Below are 15,140 nucleotides of genomic sequence, written 5' to 3'. Positions count from 1 at the left end.
CGACGAGCGCAGCGACCAGCAAAAAGAGCGCATCGCTTCCGGACGAAGCTATCGGCATGAAACCTCCTGGTTCGACCTGCCATCAGATGTCACAAAAGATAAATGTCGCAAAGGGTTGATAGAGATCATCCCGATTGGATCTCTCGACGATCTACCCCTCCATCGCCCGCCTGACCGCTCGCGCCACCTGTCGTGACGATCGCACCAGCGCCTTCGCGCCATCCGCCCCGGCAGGCGCATTGACGTTCACCGTCACCCGCACTTCCCGCGCGGCGGCCGGGGCCGAGGCCATTACCTGCCCCGCGCTCGACGGCACGAACAGTTCGGGCCCGCGCTCGCCGACCATATAGGCTCGGCCGGGCGCCACCGGCCCGCCGGTCGCGCGTCCCGGCAGGTCGAGCACCGCGCCCACGCCGGAGAGAATCGACGACACGCCGGATCGCACTGCACTCGCCGCGATTGAGGCGAGCACCGATTGCGCGACGCGTCCCAGATCCTCGAAGCCCAATTTGCCGCTCCGGATCGCGCGGGCCAGCCCGGTTTCGAGCGCCCGCCCGGCGCGGTCGATTCCGATGCCGAACGGCCCCTCCAGCTCGGCGCGCATTGCCGCCACGTCGCGGGCAAAGTCCTGGGTATCCGCCCGCACCGACACGACCAGGCGTTCGATCTCTTCATCCATCGGGAAACCGCTCCTGCAATTCGGCGAGCACATCGCTCCCGGCGGGGGCCTCGTGGCGCGGCGCCAAGGCCGCGAGGATCGTCGCCAGCTCGGCCGGCGTCGCTGTCCAGAACTCAGCCGGCCGCCAGCCGAGCAAAGCGCCCGCCAGGCCGGCGAGCCTGCTGGCAGCAATTGCAAACTCCGTCACCCCGGCCTTGAGCCGGGGCCTACCTTCCACGGCCATTGACGAAGGGCAGGTGGGTCCCGGGTCAAGCCCGGGATGACGACCCATGATCACCGCCCCTGCAGCACCTGGCGCAGCAACAGCTTCAGCGCCGGCGTCGCCGCAACCAGCCCGCCGGCCACCAAGGCTTCACCGAACGCCGCGCGGCTCAGGTTCTCCGGCCGATCGCGCAGGCAATGCCAGAACAGCGCCGTCATTTCCGACAGCTTCAGCCCGCCCGCTGCCGCACGCTCGACCAGCGCGAACAACGGCCCAAGCTCCTCCTCCGCCGCCACCAGCGCCGCAAAGCTCGGGCGCAAGACGAGGTCGGTTCCCCCGATCCGCATACTTGCCTCGCCGCGCGCAGAGTTGGCCGCGCTCACAGCGACACCACCTCGCCCGAGCTCTCGAGGCTCAGCGTGTAGCTTCGCTCGCCATTGAAATCTCCGGCATAATCGAGACGCGAGACCAGGAATTGGCCGCGCATGCGCTCGCCGCTTTCGAAGCTGAGCTCGTAATCGTCGAGCACGCCGGACAGCGCATTGGCCTTCAACCGCGCCTCCGCGGTCGATCCCGTGAACACGCCGGCCCCGGATACCGAGACCGATCGCACGCCCGCGCCGGAAAGCAGTTCGCGCCAGCCACCCGAATCCTTGTTTGTGACGACTACCGTCTCGCCATTGACGCTCAGCTGCGTTGTCCGCAGGCCCGCAACGGTTGCGTAAGCCGGCGGCGCGGCGCCGTCTCCCACCTTCAGCAGAAACGCGCTTCCCCGTTCGATCGGCATGTCAGCCCTCCATTGCTCGCACTCGATATTCGACGGTGCCGAGCCAGCCGTTCGGCCCATCGCGGCCGGTCCGCGCGCGCAGCAGCACGACCGAGCCCAGTCGCCATCCGCTCAGCTGGCGCGGCAGGGCATCGATCGCAGAGCTCGCCGCGCCCTGCAGCGACACAGCACGCGACCAGCTCTCGCCCGCGTCGTGGACACGCACCGTCAGCCGCACTTCGCGGCCGGCAATGCCCTTCGCGCCCCAGTCGCTGCTCAGCATTGGGCCAAGCACCAGATAAGGGGGCGTCGCCCGGGCCGGCCGTTCCAGGAACACGCCGTTCGCCTGCGCGGCGATCGCCGGCTCGGCCGCGAGCGCGCTCAGCACCGCTGCTTGCAGCTCTGCTTCGAAGCTCATCTGAAAGGCCCTCCGCTCCGCCCTGTCGGCTCGCCCAGGCTCACCCGGCGCCAGGGCCGCCACAGCGCCGCCACGGCGGCCGGTGGCGCGCCTTCGCGGGCGTCGTCGCGGTGGGCGAAGAGGTGCGTGGTCAGCCGCACCACGCCCTGGCGCAGCGGCTCCGGCAGGCGGTCCCAGTCGTCCGCTAGCCCGGCGAGATAGGTCACGCGGACTCTTCCTGCCGCGCCGGGCGTCGTCACGCGAACCCACCCGCTCCCCTCCGCGTCAATGTCGATCGCGTAGGATTCGACTGGCAGCGTGAACGCCGCTCCCTCGGCGGGAATACCCTCGACCGCTGTGATCGACCGCACCGGTCCTGCTGCCAGCCGACTCCATTCGGCTGAGGCAGGCAGAATCTCCACCGCCTCGCGCGCGAGGCCGATGCGGCCGCAAAATGCCTCGCACAGCAACAGGCAGGTGGCGGCGAGATCGCCGATCAGGGCATCCTCGCCGGCCTGCTCGACCCGAGCGTAACGCTTCGCTGCCTCTCGCGCGGCGGCGAGGTCGGCATCGGCAAAGCCAACCATCGTCAGCACGCGCGCCTCCCCGCCCTGCCCGCGAAGGCCGGTTCCATCTCGATCATCTGCCTGTCTCCCCTTGAGCCGCGGATCGTCCGCACTCAGTCCCGCTCATAGGCACCGGCTGCGCCCGTGCCGTCGTTCAGCCTCGCTCTGCCGGCCAGGTCGTACCGCAGCGCACTTTGCCCTGCCGGCACGCGCCCATAGGCAGCGTTCGCCGCCCCGCTCAGCGCGTAATTCCCCCCGCCGGCACCCGCCGACCCTGACTTGTTGTCGACGAACACCACGTTCGCCTCGCCCGCGGTCCAGCTGCTGCCCGGCTCCAGATACTCGCCCGACCAGTTGTTGCCGCTCGGGTCGGCCACGGTCGCGAGGCCGCTGGAGGCATCGCCGGTGACGACGACGTTGCCGAGCAGCCCGACGCCATAGCGATAGCGCCAGGGGCCGGTCCGCCCGGTCGCGGTCGTGTTGACCGTGAAGGTGTCGACCTTGCAGTTGCGCTGGTGCAGCAGCTCGAACCGCTCGACCATCTGCCGCTGCACGCCGACGGTGCCTGCCGTATCGGCATAGACGCCGAGCTGCCGCGCCTGGTTGGAGCTGCCGACGCCGACGCCGGGCACGGTGTTGTGCATCGAGACGATGTTGGAAACGGCGGCGGTGCCGCCGGCGGCGATGTTCGCCGCCTCGCCGCCCGCCGGATAGCCGGCCGCCGTCTCCAGCACGTTCTGCACGCGCGCCGCGCCGGCGATCGACCGCTGGGTCGCGATCTTGAATACGCCGGCCATGCGCGTCAGCACATTATTGGCGATGATCATCCCGTCCTGCGGGAAGGCATTGGCATCGGCCGCCGCCACGTCGTCGATCCGCAGCCCGTCGATCGCGTTGCCGATAAAGGCGTAAGGCGTGGCGCCGGCACCGGTCGAGACCAGGTTGCCGGTGCAGCCGAGCACCAGCGCCGCCGCGTTGCGGTGGCCGCTGAAAGTGCCGAAGGGGGTAAAGGCATTGGTAAGCGTGCAGTTGCGCCAATAGCCCATGCCGAAGCGGAAGGTCAGGCCCTGGGCGGGCAGGCTCGCGCCATAGCTGAGCGCCGCGCCCTCGAACGCGATCCGCTTGACGTTCGCGCTGCTGCCGCCGTCCAGCGTGTTGTTGCCGGTGGCGTTAACGAAGAACGGCACGAAGAAGCGCAGCAGGTCGGCGGTCGCGACCAGCCCGGCGACGGTCGCGCGCACCTGCCCGGTGGCGGCCGGATCGACCTTGATATCGGTCCAGCATTTGCCCGCCGCCGTCGCGCTGGTGGCGCCGATCGCGTGATCGACGGCGGCTCCCCCATTGTCCATCAGGAAGATCGTCGAGCCGCTATGGTCGGCATGGCCCTTGCCGCTGCCGTTGGCGGTGGCGAGCGCGGCAAGCGCCGCCTGCACGGTCGCAAACGGCGTCGCGCTTGAGCCGACCGCGCCACCCGACGCCCCGGCCTTCACCCATGCCTGCAGCCCGCCATAGCCGCCCGTCTTGTCGCACAGGAAGCGCAGCGGCGTCTCCGGCTGGGCCGTGTCGACGGGCGTGCCGGCGGTGAGCGTGCCATAGACGCCGGTTCCCGCCACCGACAGGTCGAAGGCCGGGCCGATCCACGGCTTCACCACCGCGATCGCCTGGCACAGATCGCCCTGCGGCAGCGTCGCCAGCGGGATCGTCGCCTTCCATGCCTCGACGATCGGGCCCGCCGTCTGGAAGGCGGAGAGCGCCGGCAGCGACGCGCGCTGCACCGCGGTCAGGTTGCCGCCCGCCGCATCGCGGCCGTAGAACTCGATGCAGGCGACCTGCTGCCCGTTCATCGCGTGGCGGTGATAACAGGCCGCCTCGACGGCAAAGCTTGCCCCCGTCGCCCGCTCGTGCTGCGGCTGCAGCCAGGCGAACAGCGGCACCGGATAGGCGAGCGACGACGAGTTGACGATCCCCGCAATCGATCCGGCCGCCGCGCCGCCATAATAGCCGGCGGCGGCATTGGCGGCGGTGATCGTCGATCCAGCGAACACTTCTTCCGACAGCGCGAAATAGACGGTGCGCGGCGTGCCGATACCGCCAGGTGCCGAGTTCAGCCGCTGCCCCTGGTTCGGATACTGCTTGCGGACGATCTCGGTGCCGGTGATCGTGCGCGTCACGACCGTCGCATTGCCCGCCGTGTCGAAGCCCGGATCGGTGACCGTCAGGCTGATCTTCTTCGGGTCGAAGGCTGATACGCCGTCATCCGGCAACGTCGCTTTCGCGACCCAGCCGTTCGGGATCGCGGCGTCCGCCCCATCGGGCAGGACGGCCGCGCCCAGAACCTCCAGCGACGTGATCGCCGCGGCCGGCGCGGCAGGTGCGCTCACCCGTCGCTGCCGCACCGCGAGGTCCGTCGCGAAACCGAAGATCCCCATCAGTACAGCGCCACGATGTCGGCGGCCGTGGTGCCGGTCGCCCGCACGAAACGCGCGCGGAACGGCAGCACCGACCCCGCCGCCAGGTTCCTGAATGTCACGTCGGCGCCGTCGTTGATGCCTCGCGCGACCAGGTCGCCGGCCGTGCCGATGAACAATGCCTTCGGCATCTCGGCAAGCGGATTGCTGTCGTGCGGGCTGACCGCGACACCGCGCGTCGCCGGCGCCGACACGCCGTCGACCAGCCCGGAAAACGGATCGGACATGATGATCTCCTCGACAGGTGCAAAGCCCCTCCCCTTCAGGCCTGTGCTGAGCCAGGTCGAAGGAGCAGGGGCCGGAGGTGGGGCTTGTCAGCTCGCGGCGAACTTCAGCAGCTTGATCGCTTCGGCGTTGGTCACCGCGCCGCCGATCCGCTTGACCGCGTAGAAATGGACGAACGGCTTGTGGGTGAACGGATCGCGCAGGATGCTCGTCTCGCTCCGCTCCGCGATCAGATAGCCGGCACGGAAATTGCCGAACGCGATCGAGAAGCTGTCGGCGGCGATGTCCGGCATGTCCTCGGCCTCCACGACCGGATAGCCGAGCAGCGTGTCCGGCTGGCCGCTCGCCATCGCCGGCTGCCACAGAAAGGCGCCGTCCGCGGTCTTGAACTTGCGGATGCGCGCCAGCGTCGCCGAGTTCATCACGAACGCGGCGCCCTGCCGATAAGGCGTGCGTAGCGACTGGATCAGGTCGATCAATTTGTCCTGCGGGCTCGACGCCGGGAACGCACCGGCAGCGCCGGTCGCCAGATACTGAAGCGTCCCGAACGCCCGCTCGTCGTCCGGCTCATCGGTCGGCGTGCCGGTCAGGAAACCCATGGGCTTGTTCACGCCATCGCCGGAGACAAACGCCGCCCCCTCGGCGCGCGCGAACTCGGTCGCGATCTCGCCCGCCAGCCAGCCCTCGACGTCGAACGCCGCATCGTCCAGCATCGCCTGGCTCGCGGCCGGGTTGGCGAACAACTCGCCCATCGGCGGCGCGATTTCCTTGAAGCTCGGCGTCGCCGTCTCCGCCCGCGTCCCGGTCTCCGACGCCCAGCCCGAAGGCGTGCCGCCGGTCGTCACCAGTTTGCGATAGCCGGCGGAGCCGACACGAACCACATTAGCGATCCGGCGGATCGGCGAGATCGCCGTCAGTGTCCGGTCGATGACCGCGTCGATCTCCTTCGGCACCGCATAGCCGCCGTCGCCGGCGACCGCGCCGGTAAAGCTCTTCAGCTCGATTTCGGAGCCGCGCCGCAGATACCCGTCGACGAACGCTTCCCGAGAGCCGCTCACGCGCGCCCCCGACAAGGCCGGCCGCTCCATAGCCGGCGCATGCGTCACCGTCTCGAAACTCGCCTCCAGCGAGCCCGTCACCTGTTCCATCGCTTTCTCCTGCTTCAAAAATGCCCCTCTCCCTTTGCGGGAGAGGGCGACTCAGCGAAGCTGAGCGGGGTGAGGGGTGCGGCGCGTCAGCGCCGCGCCTCCACCGCAAGCACCCGCGCCAGCGGCTGCATCGGGAACCGCACCAGGCTCACTTCCAGCAGCTCCAGGTCGAGCAGCTCGCGTCCGCGCGGCAGGTCGCGTGCAGCCCGGACCCGGTACCCGATCGACAAGCCCATGCCGGGCCGAAGCTCGCGTTCGGCGGCCCCGATCACGCGCAGCCCGCGCGCATCCTCCTCGATCCGCTCGACCGAGCCCGCCGGCCCGCCATGCTCCCACAGCAGCGGCACCGCGCCGCGCGCGGAAGCGAATGCTCCCGCCCGGATCACGTCGCCGCCGCGATCGGGCCGGTCGAACACGGCCGCATAGCCCGCGAACCGCATCACGAAAGCCGCGCCCACAGGCCGGTCTTCACCGAGATCCCGACCACCATCAGCGCCAGCAGCAGCCGCACGAACCAGCCCGCGACCGCCTGCACCGCCGACTTCTTGGCGTCACGCCAGGCGCCCAGCAGGTCGCGCAGCTCGCGCATGTCCTTGCCCGCGGCGGCATCCTCCAGCCCCAGCGACGCGAGCGCCCGCCGCGCCCCGAGCTCCGACGCCTCCTCGACCAGCCCGCGCAGCGTCGCGCGCAAGGCGCCTTCGCTCTCCGCCTGCGCCAGCAGCGCAGCGAGCATCGTGTCCTGAGACATCAGCCTGTCTCCATCTGGTTCGCGCGAACCGATCACTCTTCGCGTCTTCGCGCGAACTACAATCCCACCGTCGTCCGCTTTTCCTCGGGCGACAGGAAATCCGCGCCCGACACCATCGCCCACAGCCGCTCCCGATCCTCGCTCAGCTCGGGGACCCGGTCGACATCGACGGCGACCGTCACGCCCGGCCACCACGGCGCCAGTCCCTGCGCCAGCGCGCCGTAAATCTTGGCGGCGAGCGGCAGGATCGTCAGCCGCCACAGCGACCGGTTCGCCTCGCGATAATTCGCGTATGTGTTGTCGCCGGGCAGGCCGAGCAGCATCGGCGGCACGCCGAATGCCAGCGCGATCTCGCGCGCGGCGGCCGCTTTGAGCGACACGAAATCCATGTCCGCGGGCGTCAGGCTCAGCGCCTGCCATCGAAGACCGCCGTCCAGCAGCAATGGCCGGCCCGCATTGCCCGCGCCCTGGAAGCTCGCTTCCAGCTCCGCCTTCAGCCGCTCGAACTGCTCCGGCGAGAGATTGGACCCGTCCTGCGGCTCGTACACCAGCGCCCCGCTCGGCCGCGCCGCATTGTCCAGCAATCCCTTGTTCCACCGCGTCGCCGCGTTGTGGATCGCCACGGCGCCCGCCGCGGCGCCGAGGCAGCCGAGCCCGTAATGATCGTCGGTCGGGTGAAACGTCCGCACATGCACCAGCCGCTCCGGCTCGACTCGCTGCGTCACCTCGCCGACGCGGTACAGATAGGCGCCTGGCCACCCGCGCACGTCCGCCTCGATCGAGACCCGATCTGGCCGCAAGGCAAAGAGTTCGGCTACTTCTTCTCCGTTCGCTGCGAGCGAAGTCGAGAGGCGCGTATCCAGGGACCGGCCCGTCAGCACCTCCACATAGGCATTTCCTTGCAGCAGCAGGTGCGATGCGACCGTCTCGACCAGTCCTTGGCCGCCCGACTGCGCCGCGATCAGCCGCGCCACCTCGGGTTCGGAACAGGCGATCGGCGCCGAACCGACGCTTTCCGCCACCAGCCGCACCGCCCGTTGCGCCACCGGGTTCAGGGCATAGGCATCGCGCACCTGCGCTTCATAGGATCGCGGCCATTCGCCGCTCCCGAACGCCATCCCGAACCCGCGCGCCAGCGCCGGCCGCGCACTGCCGCGCGCGGCCTTCTTCCCGAACCATTTCATGCCGTCTCCCCGGTTCTTGCGTTGCTTCGCGAGGCCGCTAGTCTCGCGGCGTGGGCGCGGTCGAACAGCTTCTCCAGACCCTGCGGTGGGCCGAACCCTTGATCATGCCGGTCGGCTTCGCGATCGCCCTGTTCGCCTGGCTCGTCCGCACGCTGCGGACGTCCACCGCGACGCTGTGGCCTTCCGGCTTCGGCGACGGCAGCCCGCTGGCATTCGCGCGGCACGACGAGCCCAGGGAGTTCTGGGCGCTCGTCACCTTTGCGGCGATCGGGTGCGTGCTCCTGCTTTGGACGCCGATCCACCGCCTGCTCTGATGGGAGGCTCCGCCGCCCCGTCGAATCACAGTTTCCGAGCGTGCTGATCTAGTGGCGTTTATGTAGTTTACACACCCAACAGCGCGATGGCTGCTGAAACGACCCCATAGATCAACGCTCCCGCGACGATCGCCGTGGCCGTCCACCACTCCAGCGCAACCGCGCGCGCTTTCCAATCCGGCTCTCGATCCATGCGCGACCGTAAGCACAGCGGCGGGTATGTAGGACAGCCCACTAATCTATGCGTGGCATGCGCTTCCAGATTTCAGCAATATCACGCTGGAGCGCGGCAAGCCTGCCGGCGATAGCCAGGTGACTAGCCGCAATGGTGACAAGCGATCCGGCAATCAGAAGCTCGAACGTGCTCACTCCGGCTTCTCCACCGGCTTATGCTTCACCAGCTTCTTGAGCCTGTCCTTGAAGCGCTCCGGATCGTCGTCCGTCTCTAGCTGGCGAGCGGCTTCCTTGAACTTGTCGAGCTGACCCCCGCTATTCACAGCCTTATCCACACAGAATCTCCCGCACAGGGTTATCCACATCATTTTGCGTACGTTGCGCCATTCCCGACTCGCAAACCGGCGCAAAACGAGTCACACCCTGCCTGTGCCCCCGTGGCGGAATGGTAGACGCAGCGGTCTTTAAAACCGAAGTCCTTCCCGGGGCGTGCAGGTTCGAGTCCTGTCGGGGGTACGGCTTTCCTTCGCAACCAAGAGGATCAGACATGGCGAAAGCGAGCGACATGCTAGAAACATTAGCACAGGAGCTCGCTCGTATCCGAACGGAAATCGAGCGACTCCGCGTAGAGGAGGCGGCCCTTGTTAGGATTCAGGCCGCTTTCTCTGGGGAGAAGATGGAGGAGCCCAGCGCTAAGAAGCGTCTTACAAACGTTAAGCCACTTGTTCTTGATATCATGCAGCGCGCTGGCTTCCTTGGCGCCACGGCCGCCGAAGTAGTGGCACTGGCCAAAGTGGAGTCTCCTAACGTGGCACCGGCCACAGTTACTTCGCTACTATCGAGGCTAAAAGCAGACGGCGCACTACTTCGCGATGGTGACCGATACTATGACATTCGATATGCCAAGGATCGGGTCGAGCAGCGTGTGACAGAGGTAGCGAGCAGTCTGCGGGTGAACTAGAAAGCCCCAGACGCTTGGCGTCTGGGGCTCGGAATCGCTGGAGCCTTCCCGGGGCGTTTCCTTCGCTTCCAACGAAGGAAAAGCATAGTAGACCCGCAATTCCTAATCAAAACTGACGCTTTGCGCGCCTGACGCAATTCCGCCCTTACTAAGCCGCGTAGGTTAGGCGCTTGCCAATGATGCCCCTTACGGCATTGCGGGCACGCTGGCGGTCATCAACCCCGTTCGCAACCCGGTTGTTGTAGCGGAACTCGAACTCGGCGAGGTAGCGGTGCAGGTGCTGCTCGCCACAGTGCTGATAGACGCCCTTCATGCCGCGCTTGAAGATCGAGAACGCGCCCTCGACCGTGTTCGTGTGAATGGTGCGATCGCCATAATCCACGAACTGCTTGATGCCGTGAAGCGTCGTGCCATGCTCGGCAAACTCCTTGCCGATCTTGGAATACATGCGGGCTTCGTCCGTCATCAGGCGGGCTTCGCGGCTGATGTTGGCGCGGACGATCGGGTGAACCTCTTCCGCCTTGAAGCGGTCAAAGGTGAAGGTGCGCATCGTGCGGGTGTCGCGATCGACCAGCGCCAGCACGCCGAACTTGTGAGCATGGCCGCCGCCAGTGTTGCGCGTGCGGCCCTGCTTCACACCGAAATAGGTCTCGTCCACCTCGACAGCGCCGCCGCCCGAACCGAACGGAGCAAGATCACCGGAACGCATGGCTTCGCGGATGCGGTGCGCCAGGAACCAGGCCGACTTGTACTGAACCTCCAGCACGCGGCTGAGTTGATGGGCGCTGATGCCCTTCTTGCTGGACACGATCAGGTGCACGGCTTGGAGCATCTTATGGAGCGGCATGCGGGCATGCTCGAACACGGTGCCAACCTTGACCGTGAACTGCTTGCGGCACTCGCCACACTTTTTCAGGCCGTGGCGAACGACGCCTTCCGGGTTCTTCAGGCTCGGCTTGGAGCGAACGCCGGACAGGTCATACACGCGGCCACCGACAACACCGCAATGCGGGCAAACAACCCCATCGGCCCAAACGATGCTCTCCAGAAATGCGAAAGCCTTAGCTTCGTCGTGGAAGTGGGGAGAGGAAAGAACCGACATGGTGAGAACCCTTAGTTGATGGGCCTCTTATATCCTCAACCGCTGGGTTTGTAAACTACATAATCGCGGATCTAGTGCCAGATCATCGTCACGATGTCAAGACATTTTCACCCATTTGGTTCACACGTTCAGGAATGGAGCAGCCTGTCAGCGCAGTAATTGCAAGCAGGGAGCCCGCCCCGACCATGCGCGCCTGGCGAGCCGCCCAAGAGAAAAGCCGCACCCTGGTCTCCACCGGGCGCGGCTCTGATCTACGAACGATTCATCCGGGCAGGGAAGAATCGCCGGCTCACGCGGCCGCCGCGGTCGGCTCCTCGGCGGGCGTCGGGCGCTTGTCGAACACTTCGTCGATCAAACCGAATTCCTTCGCCTCGGTCGCCGACATGAATTTGTCGCGATCCATCGCGCGCTCGATCTCCTCCAGCGGCTTGCCGGTATATTTGGCGTAAAGCTGGTTGAGATCGTGGCGCATGCGCAGGATCTCGCGTGCCTGGATCTCGATGTCTGCGGCCATGCCCTGTGCGCCGCCGGAGGGCTGGTGGATCATGATCCGGCTGTTGGTCAGCGCCACGCGCATGCCCGGCTCGCCCGCCGACAGCAGGAAGCTGCCCATCGACGCGGCCTGGCCGATGCAGACCGTGCCGATCCGCGGCCGGATATATTGCATCGTGTCGTGGATCGCCATGCCGGCCGTGACCACGCCGCCCGGCGAGTTGATGTACATGTAGATATCCTTCTTCGGGTTCTCGGACTCGAGGAAGAGCAGCTGGGCGGTGATCAGCGAGGCCATATGGTCCTCGACCTGGCCGGTCACGAACACGATCCGCTCGCGCAGCAGGCGCGAATAGATGTCGAAGCTGCGCTCGCCCCGGTTCGACTGCTCGATGACGATGGGGACGAGCGCGTCGTGGATTTGGCCGTTCTCGAACGGATTGTTCATGGGGAAATGCGTCCTTCGTAGGTGTTCAGGCCCCCTACATCGGACGGAAGCCGGAGGCGTTCAACCCCCCTGCAAGCTCCTCCCCGAGCTCGCTCGGCGAGGGGGACCACTCGCGCAGCGCGTGGTGGAGGGGCCGCACCCCGGCGTCGAGCGGGGGGAGGACTGGCGACGCTCCGCTCCGCTCCGGCCCCTCCACCGCGCTTCGCGCGGTCCCCCTCCCCTCAGCTGCGCTGAGGGGAGGAACGCACCTGATCACATCTTGTAGCTGATCCGCGCATAGCCGAACTGCCCGGGCACGTCGTACGTGGTCGGGTCGAAATTGTTCAGGCTGCACGAGAAGCAGGGCGGCGGATCGGTGTCGAACACATTGTTCACGCCGATCGTGAACGCGAACCGGTGCTGGGCAAAGCCCGGCGTGAAGGTCAGCTGCACGTCGCCGTAGAAGCGGCTGTGCATCCGGTTCGGCAGCCCGTCATTCGGGTTGATCTCGGTGACGCCAGAGATGTAGCGGCCGGTGAACGACGCCGCGATCGTGTCGTTCAGCGACCAGTCGACCGTCGCATTGCCCTTGAACTTCGGGAACGCCTGGTCGGGGCTGCCGCGCTCGGTCCCCTTGCGGTCGATCACGACGAAGCCGTTCGAGGCGGACAGCACATATTTCAGCAACCAGGTCGCGTTGACCGCCAGCCCGAACGAACCGATCCCGGTCTCGGGCGTGCGATAGAGGCCGGTGAGGTCGATGCCGCGGGTGCGGATGCTGTCCAGGTTCTGCAGCGTGCCGTCGATCTCGTTGACGAAGCCGTTGTTGGTCCGCACCGTCAGCGCGCAGCTCGCCGCGTCGCCCAGCAGCGCGCAGTTCCTCAGCGTCAGGTTGGGATCGACTGCGCCGATCGCCTTCTTCACCCGGATGTCGTAGTAATTGGCTTCCAGGCTGAAGGTGGAGGCGAAGCCGCTGTTGCGCGCCCAGGCCGGCGCATAGACCGCGCCGAAAGTGATGTTGCGCGACGTCTCCGGTTTCAGGTTGATGTTGCCCCGGGTGATGACCGGCAGCTGGCCCGGCGGCTCGGCATAGCTGCCGTCGGCGGGCACACCGTCCGCGATGCAATTGGCGCGCACCGTGGCGTTGGTCTGGAACAGGCCGGACGGGTCGCTCGTGCACGGATCGACGACCGGCAGGTCGAAGCGTGAGCGGCCGCCGAACAGCTCGCCCAGGCTCGGTGCGCGGAAGCCGGTCGTATAGGCGCCGCGCAGCAGCAGGTCCTCGACCGGCTTCCACAGGCCCGTTGCGGTGTAGGTCGTGCTCTGTCCGCTGATCGAATAGCTCGAATGGCGGATCGCGCCGTCGACCTCGAGCGAATAGAAGAACGGCGTGTCCTTCAGCAGCGGGATACGGACCTCGCCATAGACCTCGTCGACATTGTAGCGCCCGGCGGCCGGCTGCGCGGGAATGTCGGCGCCCAGGCCGGCCGACACGATCGGGTCCGGGATGAAGTTCGCGATCTGGATGCGGTGCTCATAACCGACGGCAAAGCCCACCGGGCCCGCCGGCAGGTCGAACAGATTGCCGCTCAGGTTCAGCGTGTAATCGTACAGCTCCTGCTTGCTCCGATCGTGCTCGGTGAATGCGATCCAGTCGAGCATCGCCGGCGTGATCGAGCCGAGGCCGCCGAACAGGTTCAGCGGCACGCACGGCGCGGTGCAGTTCGCGATCGGGCCGATCGCCTGGGCGACGCGGTCGGCACGCACGTTGCCGGTGAAGCTCTGGTGCGCGTCGTTGATGCCGAACAGCGCGTTCGCATCCCAATACCATTCGTGCCCGCCGACCATGAACGAGCCGTCGAGCGTCGCGGTGGCGGAGAGCGTGTCGACGGTCTGGTCGAACGTGCGCTGCCCGGCCTCGACCAGGCGCCTCGCGATGAACGAGTAATTCTGCGCCGGCTGGCCCGGACGCCCGGCCGACAGCGTCACGCCGAACGGGTTGAACGGGTTGGTTGCGTCGAACGACAGCGTGTCGAACAGGCTGCCCGCGCCGTTGCCCGCGTCGGGGCCGATGAACAGCGGCTCGAATGCTGCCTGGTTCTGCGAATTGCGGCGATTATACTGCGCCTTGAGCCGCAGGTTGATCTTGTCGGTCAGCTCCTGGCGAAAGCTCAGCCAGGCGCCGTAGCGCTCGCTGGGCGTCAGCAGATAGTTGAACGGCGCGAAGTTGAAGCGGTCGGCCGATGTGAACGGGCGAAGCTCGGCCAGGGTCGGCGTGCTGTCCGGCGGGTTCGAGATCGTCTGATTGCCGAAATCGGTCAGGAAGCGGCCGTTGACCGCGGCGCTGGAGCAGCCGCCGACCGGATCGGTGCAGCTCGTCTGCCCCGGGTTCGGGAACAGCGATATGGATCGATTGGCCGACCGCACCGGGCTCTGCTTCACATAACTCGCACCGAACACCAGGTTCGTGGTCTCGCCTTTCACGCCATAGCTGATGTCGGCGTTGAACGTATCGCCGTCGCCCTGGCGGAACGCGCCATATTGGGCGGATGCGCGCAGGCCTTCCTGCTGCGCGACGGTGATGATGTTGACGACGCCGGCGATCGCGTCGGAGCCGTAGAGCGGCGACGCGCCCGCCTGCAGCACTTCGACCCGGTCGATCATGCTGGCCGGGATCGCGTTGATGTCGACCGTCGCCGGAATACCGCTCGCGCTGGTGCCGTTCACGAACCGCAGCCCGTCGACCAGAACCAGCGTCCGCTTGGCCGACAGATAGCGCAGGTCGATCTCGGCCGATCCGGCGCCGACGCCGCCGCCGTCCGGCGGGTTGCCGAGGTTGCCGCTGTTGTTGACCTTGGAGTTGAGGCCGCCCGACGCGCTCGGCAGCCGCTGCAGGATGTCCGCGACCGAGGTCAGGCCCGTCTGCGCCAGCGACGACTGGTCGAGCGTGACGACCGGCGAGCTCTGGTCGAGCGGGTTGCGGCGGATGCGCGATCCGGTGACGACGATCGTCTCCTGCGATCCGGCGTCAGCCGTCGTGTTAACCGGGGTTTGCGCGAGCGACGGAGTCGCGGTGACAATCGACAGGACGGCAAGCGCCGTCCCGCCAAGCAGAGTGGCCGGTCGATTCATATATCCTCCCACCTCCGCTTCGTGACGACGCGGAGTCCCGGGACGGGACATAAACCTGACGCGAACGGCGCGGAAGCGGACGCCTGCGGCGGCTGATCGATTCCCGCAACACTGTTGCAGGGCGGTAACACACGGAGCGGCGCTCCCGGCGGGAG

Annotated in this window: 20 protein-coding genes; 2 read left to right on the top strand and 18 right to left on the bottom strand. The window is 67.1% G+C overall.

The features are described from left to right. Positions 1–151: 151 nt before the first annotated feature. The 12 genes from GON01_RS08245 to GON01_RS08190 form a co-directional block, all read right to left on the bottom strand. Complete coding sequence (locus GON01_RS08245; RefSeq protein WP_157026885.1) at positions 152–679, bottom strand: tail tape measure protein; 528 nt, start codon at positions 677–679, stop codon at positions 152–154. Then, a complete protein-coding gene (locus GON01_RS08240; protein WP_181600132.1) occupies positions 672–866 on the bottom strand; it encodes a phage tail assembly chaperone in 195 nt (64 codons plus the stop codon). Before GON01_RS08240 ends, GON01_RS08245 begins: the two co-directional genes overlap by 8 nt. A gap of 86 nt (positions 867–952) precedes the next feature. Continuing rightward, positions 953–1,264 (bottom strand): gene transfer agent family protein, encoded by a 312-nt coding sequence (locus GON01_RS08235; protein ID WP_309503626.1) that lies wholly within the window; start codon positions 1,262–1,264, stop codon positions 953–955. Continuing rightward, entirely contained in the window at positions 1,261–1,668 is a 408-nt protein-coding gene (locus GON01_RS08230) for a phage major tail protein, TP901-1 family (RefSeq protein ID WP_157026882.1), read from the bottom strand. Before GON01_RS08230 ends, GON01_RS08235 begins: the two co-directional genes overlap by 4 nt. A gap of 1 nt (position 1,669) precedes the next feature. Further along, a complete protein-coding gene (locus GON01_RS08225) occupies positions 1,670–2,065 on the bottom strand; it encodes a DUF3168 domain-containing protein (RefSeq protein ID WP_157026881.1) in 396 nt (131 codons plus the stop codon). Then, positions 2,062–2,631, bottom strand: coding sequence for a head-tail connector protein (locus GON01_RS08220; RefSeq protein ID WP_157026927.1), 570 nt, complete (start codon positions 2,629–2,631; stop codon positions 2,062–2,064). Before GON01_RS08220 ends, GON01_RS08225 begins: the two co-directional genes overlap by 4 nt. A gap of 92 nt (positions 2,632–2,723) precedes the next feature. Next, the gene (locus GON01_RS08215) at positions 2,724–5,039 is read right to left on the bottom strand and encodes a hypothetical protein (RefSeq protein ID WP_157026880.1); all 2,316 of its coding nucleotides are present in this window, start codon (positions 5,037–5,039) and stop codon (positions 2,724–2,726) included. Further along, positions 5,039–5,305 carry a spike base protein, RCAP_Rcc01079 family gene (locus tag GON01_RS08210; RefSeq protein WP_157026879.1) on the bottom strand — a complete coding sequence of 89 codons (267 nt, stop codon included), beginning with the start codon at positions 5,303–5,305 and terminating at the stop codon, positions 5,039–5,041. Before GON01_RS08210 ends, GON01_RS08215 begins: the two co-directional genes overlap by 1 nt. An 87-nt stretch (positions 5,306–5,392) precedes the next feature. Continuing rightward, positions 5,393–6,391 (bottom strand): phage major capsid protein, encoded by a 999-nt coding sequence (locus GON01_RS08205; RefSeq protein WP_232328740.1) that lies wholly within the window; start codon positions 6,389–6,391, stop codon positions 5,393–5,395. Between the two features lie 146 nt (positions 6,392–6,537). Next, positions 6,538–6,891 carry an HK97 family phage prohead protease gene (locus GON01_RS08200; RefSeq protein ID WP_157026926.1) on the bottom strand — a complete coding sequence of 118 codons (354 nt, stop codon included), beginning with the start codon at positions 6,889–6,891 and terminating at the stop codon, positions 6,538–6,540. After that, the gene (locus tag GON01_RS08195) at positions 6,891–7,199 is read right to left on the bottom strand and encodes a DUF6127 family protein (RefSeq protein ID WP_157026877.1); all 309 of its coding nucleotides are present in this window, start codon (positions 7,197–7,199) and stop codon (positions 6,891–6,893) included. The genes GON01_RS08200 and GON01_RS08195 overlap by 1 nt, the downstream gene beginning before the upstream one ends. Before the next feature lie 56 nt (positions 7,200–7,255). After that, positions 7,256–8,383, bottom strand: a complete 1,128-nt coding sequence (locus GON01_RS08190; RefSeq protein WP_157026876.1) for a phage portal protein — start codon at positions 8,381–8,383, stop codon at positions 7,256–7,258. A 50-nt stretch (positions 8,384–8,433) separates the two neighbouring features. Between GON01_RS08190 and GON01_RS08185 the strand changes: the two genes are divergently transcribed. Continuing rightward, positions 8,434–8,697, top strand: coding sequence for a hypothetical protein (locus tag GON01_RS08185; RefSeq protein ID WP_157026875.1), 264 nt, complete (start codon positions 8,434–8,436; stop codon positions 8,695–8,697). 67 nt (positions 8,698–8,764) lie between these two features. Here GON01_RS08185 and GON01_RS17195 read toward each other — a convergent pair whose 3' ends face one another. Genes GON01_RS17195 through GON01_RS08180 form a run of 3 tightly spaced genes read right to left on the bottom strand, consistent with a single transcriptional unit; the run spans position 8,765 to position 9,206 of the window. Continuing rightward, entirely contained in the window at positions 8,765–8,890 is a 126-nt protein-coding gene (locus GON01_RS17195) for a hypothetical protein (RefSeq protein WP_269748896.1), read from the bottom strand. A 41-nt stretch (positions 8,891–8,931) separates the two neighbouring features. Beyond that, complete coding sequence (locus GON01_RS17190; RefSeq protein ID WP_258558437.1) at positions 8,932–9,066, bottom strand: hypothetical protein; 135 nt, start codon at positions 9,064–9,066, stop codon at positions 8,932–8,934. Next, on the bottom strand, positions 9,063–9,206 hold the full coding sequence (locus GON01_RS08180) for a hypothetical protein (protein ID WP_181600133.1): 144 nt from the start codon (positions 9,204–9,206) through the stop codon (positions 9,063–9,065). The genes GON01_RS17190 and GON01_RS08180 overlap by 4 nt, the downstream gene beginning before the upstream one ends. A gap of 212 nt (positions 9,207–9,418) precedes the next feature. Here GON01_RS08180 and GON01_RS08175 point away from each other — a divergent pair, with 212 nt between their 5' ends. Further along, entirely contained in the window at positions 9,419–9,832 is a 414-nt protein-coding gene (locus GON01_RS08175) for a hypothetical protein (RefSeq protein ID WP_157026873.1), read from the top strand. Positions 9,833–9,980: 148 nt separating this feature from the next. Here the strand turns inward: GON01_RS08175 and GON01_RS08170 are convergent, their stop codons facing one another. From GON01_RS08170 to GON01_RS08160, 3 genes are all read right to left on the bottom strand, one after another. Then, positions 9,981–10,934, bottom strand: a complete 954-nt coding sequence (locus GON01_RS08170; RefSeq protein WP_157026872.1) for an IS1595 family transposase — start codon at positions 10,932–10,934, stop codon at positions 9,981–9,983. Positions 10,935–11,223: 289 nt separating this feature from the next. Continuing rightward, complete coding sequence (gene clpP, locus GON01_RS08165; protein WP_157026871.1) at positions 11,224–11,874, bottom strand: ATP-dependent Clp endopeptidase proteolytic subunit ClpP; 651 nt, start codon at positions 11,872–11,874, stop codon at positions 11,224–11,226. Positions 11,875–12,126: 252 nt separating this feature from the next. After that, on the bottom strand, positions 12,127–14,985 hold the full coding sequence (locus GON01_RS08160) for a TonB-dependent receptor plug domain-containing protein (protein ID WP_157026870.1): 2,859 nt from the start codon (positions 14,983–14,985) through the stop codon (positions 12,127–12,129). Positions 14,986–15,140: the final 155 nt, after the last annotated feature.

Source organism: Sphingomonas horti, from assembly GCF_009753715.1.
In the GTDB taxonomy this organism is placed as follows: Bacteria; Pseudomonadota; Alphaproteobacteria; order Sphingomonadales; family Sphingomonadaceae; genus Sphingomonas_B; species Sphingomonas_B horti.
The sequence above is the reverse complement of the archived record's forward strand: the minus strand, read 5'-3'. Positions and strand labels throughout refer to the sequence as shown.